At 64.2% G+C, this 8,837-nt stretch carries 5 protein-coding genes and 2 rRNA genes (1 of these 7 running past the window's edge); 5 read left to right on the top strand and 2 right to left on the bottom strand.

Going from position 1 to position 8,837, the window contains the following annotated elements; translation table 11 throughout:
* The 5 genes from ACCD06_RS29050 to ACCD06_RS29030 form a co-directional block, all read left to right on the top strand.
* Nucleotides 1–1,107, top strand: a 23S ribosomal RNA gene (locus ACCD06_RS29050); it begins 1,638 nt to the left of the window's first position.
* 145 nt (nucleotides 1,108–1,252) lie between these two features.
* A 5S ribosomal RNA gene (gene rrf / locus ACCD06_RS29045) occupies nucleotides 1,253–1,368 on the top strand.
* 389 nt (nucleotides 1,369–1,757) lie between these two features.
* Nucleotides 1,758–3,677, top strand: coding sequence for a 2-succinyl-5-enolpyruvyl-6-hydroxy-3-cyclohexene-1-carboxylic-acid synthase (menD, locus tag ACCD06_RS29040; protein WP_413345413.1), 1,920 nt, complete (start codon nucleotides 1,758–1,760; stop codon nucleotides 3,675–3,677).
* Between the two features lie 18 nt (nucleotides 3,678–3,695).
* On the top strand, nucleotides 3,696–4,943 hold the full coding sequence (locus ACCD06_RS29035) for an MFS transporter (RefSeq protein ID WP_413345411.1): 1,248 nt from the start codon (nucleotides 3,696–3,698) through the stop codon (nucleotides 4,941–4,943).
* A gap of 55 nt (nucleotides 4,944–4,998) precedes the next feature.
* Nucleotides 4,999–5,493, top strand: coding sequence for a cupin domain-containing protein (locus tag ACCD06_RS29030; protein WP_413345409.1), 495 nt, complete (start codon nucleotides 4,999–5,001; stop codon nucleotides 5,491–5,493).
* A gap of 145 nt (nucleotides 5,494–5,638) precedes the next feature.
* Here the strand turns inward: ACCD06_RS29030 and ACCD06_RS29025 are convergent, their stop codons facing one another.
* Together ACCD06_RS29025 and ACCD06_RS29020 are read right to left on the bottom strand one after the other, a co-directional pair.
* Nucleotides 5,639–7,651 carry a methyl-accepting chemotaxis protein gene (locus tag ACCD06_RS29025; protein ID WP_413345407.1) on the bottom strand — a complete coding sequence of 671 codons (2,013 nt, stop codon included), beginning with the start codon at nucleotides 7,649–7,651 and terminating at the stop codon, nucleotides 5,639–5,641.
* 129 nt (nucleotides 7,652–7,780) lie between these two features.
* Nucleotides 7,781–8,755 carry a TRAP transporter substrate-binding protein gene (locus ACCD06_RS29020; protein ID WP_413345405.1) on the bottom strand — a complete coding sequence of 325 codons (975 nt, stop codon included), beginning with the start codon at nucleotides 8,753–8,755 and terminating at the stop codon, nucleotides 7,781–7,783.
* Nucleotides 8,756–8,837 lie beyond the last annotated feature (82 nt).

The following is an 8,837-nucleotide window of genomic DNA, read 5'->3' as shown; positions in this document are numbered from 1 at the left end:
CTGTTTACTAAAAACACAGGGCTCTGCGAAGCCACACAAGGCGACGTATAGGGTCTGACGCCTGCCCGGTGCCGGAAGGTTAAGAGGAGAGGTGCAAGCCTTGAATTGAAGCCCCGGTAAACGGCGGCCGTAACTATAACGGTCCTAAGGTAGCGAAATTCCTTGTCGGGTAAGTTCCGACCTGCACGAATGGCGTAACGACTTCCCCGCTGTCTCCAACACCAACTCAGCGAAATTGAACTCTCCGTGAAGATGCGGAGTTCCCGCGGTCAGACGGAAAGACCCCGTGCACCTTTACTACAGCTTTGCAGTGGTGCTAGGGACTTCATGTGTAGGATAGGTGGGAGGCTTGGAAGCATGGGCGCCAGCTCGTGTGGAGCCATCCTTGAAATACCACCCTTGAAGTCTCTGGCATCTAACCGTGGCCCGTGATCCGGGTCCGGGACCCTGCATGGCGGGTAGTTTGACTGGGGCGGTCGCCTCCCAAAGTGTAACGGAGGCGCGCGATGGTGGGCTCAGAGCGGTCGGAAATCGCTCGTCGAGTGCAATGGCATAAGCCCGCCTGACTGCAAGACTGACAAGTCGAGCAGAGACGAAAGTCGGCCATAGTGATCCGGTGGCTCCACGTGGACGGGCCATCGCTCAACGGATAAAAGGTACGCCGGGGATAACAGGCTGATGACTCCCAAGAGTCCATATCGACGGAGTCGTTTGGCACCTCGATGTCGGCTCATCACATCCTGGGGCTGGAGCAGGTCCCAAGGGTTCGGCTGTTCGCCGATTAAAGTGGTACGTGAGCTGGGTTTAGAACGTCGTGAGACAGTTCGGTCCCTATCTGCCGTGGGTGTCGGAGTTTTGCGAGGATCTGTCCCTAGTACGAGAGGACCGGGATGGACATACCTCTGGTGCACCGGTTGTCACGCCAGTGGCATGGCCGGGTAGCTAAGTATGGACGGGATAACCGCTGAAAGCATCTAAGCGGGAAACCCACCTCTAAACCAGAGCTCCCTTGAGAGCCGTGACAGACCATCACGTCGATAGGAGGCATGTGGACGGGCAGCAATGCTCGAAGCTAAGCCTTACTAATCGCTCGATCGGCTTGATCTCACCCCCACAAACCGCGCCATGCGCAGCAGCAAGCCTGCTCAAAACAGCAGCCTTGACAGCACGCACAGCCGTTCGATACTCCTCCCTCACTTGCACTGAACAAGCTTAGCGCTTCGGAAGACGCGTCGGTCTTGAGCCTTGGTGACCTGGTGGTCATGGCGAGGTGTCAAACACCCGATCCCATCCCGAACTCGGCCGTGAAAAGCCTCCGCGCCAATGGTACTGCGTCTTAAGACGTGGGAGAGTAGGTCGCCGCCAGGTCACTCAGGCTCAAGAGACGCCAATCACGAAGCATAAGCTTGCATCTTCACACCACTTCGAAACGCCCCGGTTCATCAGAGCCGGGGCGTTTCGACTTTTTCCGGCTCGATCCGCTCCGGGCATTGGCCGTCGGACTGCCGCATCCTCTTCGGGCCAACGCCATCAAGAAGCGCCATCGAGAGGGTCGTCCTGCTTTTGCGTGCATATGCCGGTGACAACACCCGGCAACTATCTACAAACCATAATAACGTTGTTGAAAATTGTCACCTTGTACGAATCTCTCATTGAAATTGCATTAGTGCTCGATATTCGCCTATCATGGGGGTGCGTAATTCTTATGACGTTCTCCTGCGTTTATGATGGGGGCTTAGGTGAGCAAAAAAGTTGAAATGGCTGATTATATTGCCACCAATGCCCCGTTGGGGGTTACGCAAGGGAGCACGTCGGCTCCGCCGGCTGCCGCTCCGGTGGAAGTCGACAACACGACCTTCCGCGGAATCGTATCCGGCGATGCCGAGCTGAACTTCACCTGGTCCGCTTTCCTGATCGATTCCCTGGTGGAGGTCGGCTGCACGCATGCGGTGATGTGTCCCGGCGCGCAGATGGCGCCGCTGGCGCTCGCCTGCCGCGCCAATCCCAAGCTGAAGGTGTCGGTCGTCATCGACGAGCGGTCGGCCGGCTTCTTCGCGCTTGGCCTGTCGAGCGTGACGCAGAAGCCGACCATTCTGATCTGCACGTCGGGCTCCGCGGTGGGGCAGTTCTATCCCGCCGTGATGGAGGCGAATTACGGAATGATTCCGCTGATCGTCATCACCGCCGACCGTGCCCCGGAGAACCAGGATCGGAGTTCCGCACAGGCGATCGACCAGATCCGCGCCTTCGGCCAGCATGTGCGGGCGTCCCACAACATCCAGCTTCCCGATGCCAGCATCGATTCGCTCTCTCCGCTGGTTTCCCGCATCTATGAGCAGGCGACGGGCGCCACCCCTGGCCCGGTGCATGTGAACCAGGCGTTCCGCGACCCGCTGGTGGCAAAGCTCCGCAACAAACGCCCCGTTCCCACGCCGCCGGTGGTCTCCAACCCCGTCCTGACGGTCAATGCGGACCACGCCCGGCGGTTGGCCGAGTCCCTGGCCGGACGCCGCGGCGTGATCGTCTGCGGCGCCAGCGAGATCGACGAGCCGGGTTTTCCCGCCGCCATCTACGAGCTGTCGCGCCAGCTCGGCGCTCCGATCATCGCCGATCCTTTCAGCAACCTGCGTTTCGGTGCGCCAAGCGACGTTCCGGTGATCGCGCGCGCCGATTCTTTCCTGAGGGCGACGCGATTCACCGAAACCCACAAACCGGATTGGGTGATCAATTTCGGCGGACCGCCGATTTCGAAGCCGGTGCTGACCTATCTGCAGACCACCAACTGCACCGAGTATATCGGCGTCGATCCGACCAACAAATGGCAGGACCCGATCCTGCGCATGACCGAGATCGTGCGCGCCAGCCCCGAATCGCTGTGCAAGGCGCTGGTGGCGTCGGGCGCTCTGCGTGCCGCTCCGGCGTCCTGGGCGCAATCCTTCGCCGCCTGCGACGCCTACATCGACGGCCTGTCGCGCAGCGCCTTCGACACGATCTTCTGGGAGGCGCCCATCCTGCGGCGGATGGTTCAGGCGACGCCCGAAGGAGCCGTGTTCTTCTGCGGCAATTCCATGGCCGTGCGCGACGCCGACAGCTTCTCCGGCCGGACCGATGCCCGGCTGCGTCTGTTCGCCAACCGCGGCGTGAACGGCATCGACGGCTCCATCGGCACGCTGATCGGTGTCGCGGCGGCGCAGCGCCCGAAGAAGACCCTGTCGGTCATCGGCGACATGGCCTTTTCGCACGATGTCGGCAGCCTGCAGCTTGCCGGCGACCTGGACATCGTGCTGGTCGTTCTGAACAACGGCGGCGGCGCCATCTTCGAATATCTGCCGACCGCAAAGACGCCGGAAGTCATGGACTTCATCTCGCCGCCGACGCTGAACATCGGGCTCGCGGCGCAGGCCTCCGGGTGGCGGACATGGCGGGCCGGCGATCTCGCGCAGTTCAACGGTGCGCTGGAGGAGGCGATGGCGGCCCGCGGCCCCTGCCTGATCGAGGCGGTCATCGACCGCAAGGAGAGCGTGCGCCAGCACAAGCTGTTCTGGGGCGCCGCCGACGGCATCAACGCCATCATCCGGCTGCGCGGACCGGAGGGCATGACCATCACCTTCGGCGTTCCGCAGATCACCGATTCCGACAAGTCCGCGGTCGAGTTCGATCCGAACATCACCGACTGACGGCGCGGCATCGACCCCATGGACGGCCATCGAACCGAGACGGCGCGCGAGGCGGAGGACGACAGGTCCGGGACCACGTCCTCCTCCTCTCCGCGGCCTATCCTGCCGCGGGAGCGGGCGGCGATCTTCCTTCTGGGCTTCGCGGCGTTCCTGCCGCTCTATGCCCCCCAGTCGGTCCTGCCGCAGCTGGCCCGCAGTTTCCAGGCCAGCCCGGCGGAAACCGGGGCGGTGATCGGGGCGACGACGCTGGCCGTCGCGCTGTCGGCGCCGCTGGCCGGGCCGTTGACCGACCGGTTCGGGCGCAAGCGCTCGATGCTGGCGGCCATCGCCATCCTGGTCCCGCTGACGCTTCTGCTGACGCTTTGCGGCAGCCTGAGTGAGCTGCTGGCCGTCCGTTTCAGCCAGGGCATCGTGCTGCCGGCCCTGTTCACCGGTGCCGTCGCCTATATCGGCACCCGCTGGGAAGGTACCCGCTGCGCGTCGGTGACCGGCATGTTCGTCACCGGATCGGCCATCGGCGGCTTCGCCGGGCGGTTCGTCTCCGGACTGGTCGCCGACATCGCCGGCTGGCAGAGCGGGTTCGCCGCCCTGGCCGCGGTTTCGGCACTCTGCGCGGTCTTCGTCGCGCTCTGGCTGACGCCGGACCGCGGCCGCGGGACCGGGTCGATCCTGGGCAATTTCCGCGGCATGCGGGAGCATCTTCGGGATGGCCGGATTCGCGCGGTGAGCCTGTGCGGCGGCACCGTCCTGTTTTCGATGACCGGATGCCTGTCCTATCTGGGATTCCATCTGGCGGAGCCGCCTTTCGAACTGACGGCGGCCGGAATCGGCCTCGTCTTCCTGGTCTATCCGCTCAGTGCGACCGCCCCGCTGGTCAACAGCCGGCTGTTGCGCCTGCTGGGAACCGGCAACGCCTATCGTGTCGCCTTCGGCGTCTGTGCGTCCGGGCAGTTGCTGCTCCTGCTGCCCGATCTGACGGCGGTGGTCGCCGGAACCGGAATCTTCCTGGGCGGCGTGTTCCTGTGCCAGTCGCTGGCGCTCGGCTATGTCGGTCGGGTGGCGACGACGAACAAAGGGGCCGCTGCCGGGCTCTATGTTTGCTGCTTCTATCTTGGCGGCAGCCTTGGCGCCATCGTGCCCGGCCTTTTGTGGAAAACCGCCGGGTGGCCCGGATGCGTGGCCCTGGTTCTTGCCGCACTCGCAACCGGTGCGCTCATTTCCCTGGCGATGCGCGAGCAGAATCGCCGCGCCGCGGAGCCGGTCTGACTTTCCAAACCGGGAGCGCCCTTTCACCCTTCCCCCCATGGATGAGAAGAGCGCCATGATCCAATTCGCGAAACATCGGCGGACCATCGCCGAAGCCGTCACGCGCCGTCGCCTGGTTGCGGGCGCCACCCTGCTCGCCGCGGGTCTGCTGGCGGGATCGCCGGCCCTGGCCGACAGCTCGGCCAATGGGGCGGCCAAGCCGCCGGTGGCGCGGTCCACGGTCCTGCTGCAGACCACGACGCACGCCAACGGGGTCCCGATCGTCTACCCGACCGGCAAGCCGCAGGTCACGGTGCGGGTCACGGAAATACCGCCGGGCGTCGACACCGGCGTCCACAACCACCCGATCCCGCTGATCACCTACATCCTGGCCGGCGAGCTGACCATCCGGGAAGTGACCGGCGCCGCCTATGTGTACAAGAAAGGTGACGCCTTCGTGGAGTCGGCGGAATTCCACCACGGGGTCAATGAGGGCAAGGAACTGGTCCGGCTGCTCGCCGTCTATGCCGGTGAGGTCGGGGCGCCGCTGTCGATCAAACCGCCTCATTGACGCCATCGGCCGCCCACGATCCCCGACCTGCCGGGATCGTGGGTGGTCGCGGCAAAAAAGAAGGCGCCGGAGCGGGATGTCCCAGCTCCGGCGCCTCGCTGTTCGGGGGGCTGTTCGGGTGCTGCCCGGTCGGCAGTCGGCCGGATCAGGCGATCCGGATGCGGTCGGTGAAGGAGTTGACCTCCTCCTTCAGCAGCGAGGTCTGGTGACTCAGCGTGCCCGAGCTTTCCAGCAGCATCTCGGCGGAACTGCCGGCGTCGGTCGCCTTGTGCAGCACATGGGTGATGGAGCTGGCGACCTCCGTGGTGCCCAGCGCCGCCTGACGGAGATTGTCGCTGATTTCCGTCGTCGCCTGGAACTGCTGCTGCACCGCCCCCGAGATGCTCATGGCGATGCTGTCCATGCGGTCGATGGTTTCGCCGATCCGCTTGATCGCGTTCACCGCGCTGAAGCTGGTCGACTGGATGGCATTGATCTGGACGCTGATCTCGCCGGTCGCGACGGTGGTCTGGTTGGCGAGCGCCTTCACCTCGTTGGCGACCACGGCGAAGCCCTTGCCGAACTCGCCGGCGCGGGCGGCTTCGATCGTCGCGTTCAGCGCCAGCAGGTTGGTCTGCTTCGCGATGTTCTCGATCATGTGGACGACGTCGCCGATGCGGCCGGCCGCGTCGGCCAGCGCCGAGACGACTTCATTGGTCTTGCGCGCCTCGTTGACCGCATCGCGGGCGATCTCGGTGGATTGGGAGGCCTGACCGCTGATGGCGGCGACGGAATGGGACAGTTCCTCAACCGCTTCCGACACCATCTTGACGTTGATGCTCGCCTCTTCGGTGGCGGAGGCGCCCTGGGTGGCCAGCTCGACGGTCTGTTCGGCGACGCTGGCAAACAGGCGGGCGTTGGTCTCCACCACCTCGGCCTCGCGGATGACGTGCTGGACCACGTCCATGACCGTGCTTTCGAAGTTTTCGGCCAGACTGTTCATGGCCTCGCGCTTCTCCGCCTCGTTGCGCAGCCGCTGCTCCTCCTGGGCGTTGCGCAGCCGCTCCATGTGGATGGCGTTTTCCTTGAAGACCTGGACCGCGCGGGCCATGTCGCCCACCTCGTCCCGGTTTTCGAGGGCCGGGATTTCGATCGAGGTGTCACCTTTGGCCAGAACGCTCATGGCCGTCGTCATGCGGCGGATCGGGCCAACGATCGATCTGGCGATCAGCAGCGCGAAGACGATGCCGGCGAGAACCGCGATGACGGGCGTGATGACGGCCTGGCGCCAGCTGGCGTCGAGCGCGTCGGCGGCCCGCGCCTGCGTCTGCGTCTGCGTGTCGGAAAAGGCGGTGACGATGCTGCGGACGATCTGCTGCAGTTCGGACAGGATGTCGCGGATCCGGGCCTGCGATCCGATCAGCGTCTGGCTGCCGCCGATCGCGTCCTCCAACCCCTTGGTGAAGGTGACGAGCTGCGGCTCCATGGACGCGAGGAAGCGCAGCAGGCGCTTGTTGGTGATGACGGTCTTGGCTTCCTGGATCGATTCGCGCAGGCGCGTCAGCTCGCCCTTGGTGGCGTCGGCATCGTTCGGATCGAAGGTGGTGAAATAGCGGGCGGCGGCCATGCGGGTGGCCTGCAGCGCCTGTTGCAGGCGCAGCGTGGCTTGAAGCCCCGGCGCCTCGCCGATGTTCTGCGTGCCTTCCACCAGGGCCACGGCGGTGGTGTTCAGCTGGGCCCCGACCAGGAAGGACTGGCCCACCCCGTCGCGGCGGCGGGTGACGGCGGCGACGGTCTCGTCGAAGGCGGCGCGGTAGCTGGCTGCGGCCTTCTGCAGGGCGCCGATGCTCGCGCGGTCGACCGTCAGGTCCGTGCCGGTGTCGGTTTCGGCGATCGCCTTCACGAAGACATCCACCTCCTTGCGCGCACTGAGGAGGTCGGTCTCGGATTGCGAGGCGATGTAGTTCAGGACCGCGCGGTCCATGTGCTCGCTGATCTCGACCAGGCGAGCCGTGCTCATGGCGTCGTGACCGACGGCGATGACCCCCTCCAGCTCGCCGCGGATGGTGTCGACGTTGTTCACAAACTGAACGCCCAGGAACACGATCAGGGCGATCGAGGCCATGAAGCCTGCGTAGATTTTCTGCGAGATCTTCATGTGCGAGGCCAAACGAAACATGCGGACACCCGTTGTGAAAAACGTCGCTTGGACGGCGGCGCGGGATCGCGTCAGGAGGGCGGGGAGGGGCCGAGGGGCGGAATGTCCGGGCCCACCGGTCTCCCCGCTGGTGTCGACGAACTTGAACGGTTACTTGGCGTTCTTGATCGCCATGATCTTTTCCATCGTGAACTGCTTGGCCGCTTCCTGATAGAACGGCTCAAGGGCCTTTTCGAAGGCCGCACGATCGAAGTCGGTGGTGATGGTGATCGGCGACGCCTTGAGGACCTTCATCCCCTCGCGGTCGCGATTGCGCACATATTCACGCGACGCCTTGCCGCCGGCGCGGGCCGCTTCGACGAAGGCGGTCTTCATCTCGGGCGACAGGTCGTCGAAGAATTCCTTGTTGATCAGGATGACGGCCGGCGAATAGGTGTGGTTGCTGATCGTGATGTTGTTCTGCACCTCGTACAGCTTCGAGCCGACGATCGTCGTGACCGGGTTTTCCTGGCCTTCGGCCTGACCGCTCTTCAAAGCGGGATAGAGCTGTGCGAAGGGCATGCTGAAGGGCTCGGCCCCCAGCGTCTGGAAGGCCTTCTTGAAGAGATCGCTTTCGGCGATGCGCATCTTCAGGCCCTTCATATCGGCCGGGGCCTTGATCGGGCGGACCGAATTGGTGAGCTGGCGGAAGCCATTCTCGGCCCAGGCGAGGGCGACCGTGTTGGTGTCCTTGAAGGAGTCCAGGAGCGAGGTGCCGATGGGGCCGTCCAGGACCAGATCGGCGTGCGCCTCGTCACGGAACAGCAGCATCAGGTCGAGGATGCCGACATTCGGATTGAACTGCGCCAGCGCGCCGCCCGACGACGACAGCACCATGTCGATGGTGCCGAGCTTCACGGCCTCCAGCATGGCCGGGCCGGAGCCCAGTTCGCTGGCCGGATGTTCCTCGATCACATACTTGTTGTTCGTACGGCGCTGGATTTCCTCGTTCATCACCCGAATGGCTTCGCTGAACTGCGAACCCTTCGGCAGCACGTGGCCGATCCGAAGCTTTTCCTGCGCCTGCGCGCCGGCCGTTGCCATCAGCAGTGCCGCGCCGATCACCAAACCCCAAAATGCTCTCATAACGAACCTCCGTGCGTGAACCGCTGAACCTGCACTAGAACTGCAGCGTCTATACCGTTTGGCGGTTGTAAAAGTAGAAAGC

Source organism: Azospirillum sp. CT11-132, from assembly GCF_047302835.1.
Lineage (GTDB): Bacteria > Pseudomonadota > Alphaproteobacteria > Azospirillales > Azospirillaceae > Azospirillum.
This window is presented reverse-complemented; position numbering and strand designations above follow the sequence as displayed.

Coding starts and splice junctions, on each gene's coding strand:
- menD (WP_413345413.1), top strand. CDS start 1,758: ATGGCTGATTATATTGCCACCAATGCCCCGTTGGGGGTTACGCAAGGG.
- ACCD06_RS29035 (WP_413345411.1), top strand. CDS start 3,696: ATGGACGGCCATCGAACCGAGACGGCGCGCGAGGCGGAGGACGACAGG.
- ACCD06_RS29030 (WP_413345409.1), top strand. CDS start 4,999: ATGATCCAATTCGCGAAACATCGGCGGACCATCGCCGAAGCCGTCACG.
- ACCD06_RS29025 (WP_413345407.1), bottom strand. CDS start 7,651: ATGTTTCGTTTGGCCTCGCACATGAAGATCTCGCAGAAAATCTACGCA.
- ACCD06_RS29020 (WP_413345405.1), bottom strand. CDS start 8,755: ATGAGAGCATTTTGGGGTTTGGTGATCGGCGCGGCACTGCTGATGGCA.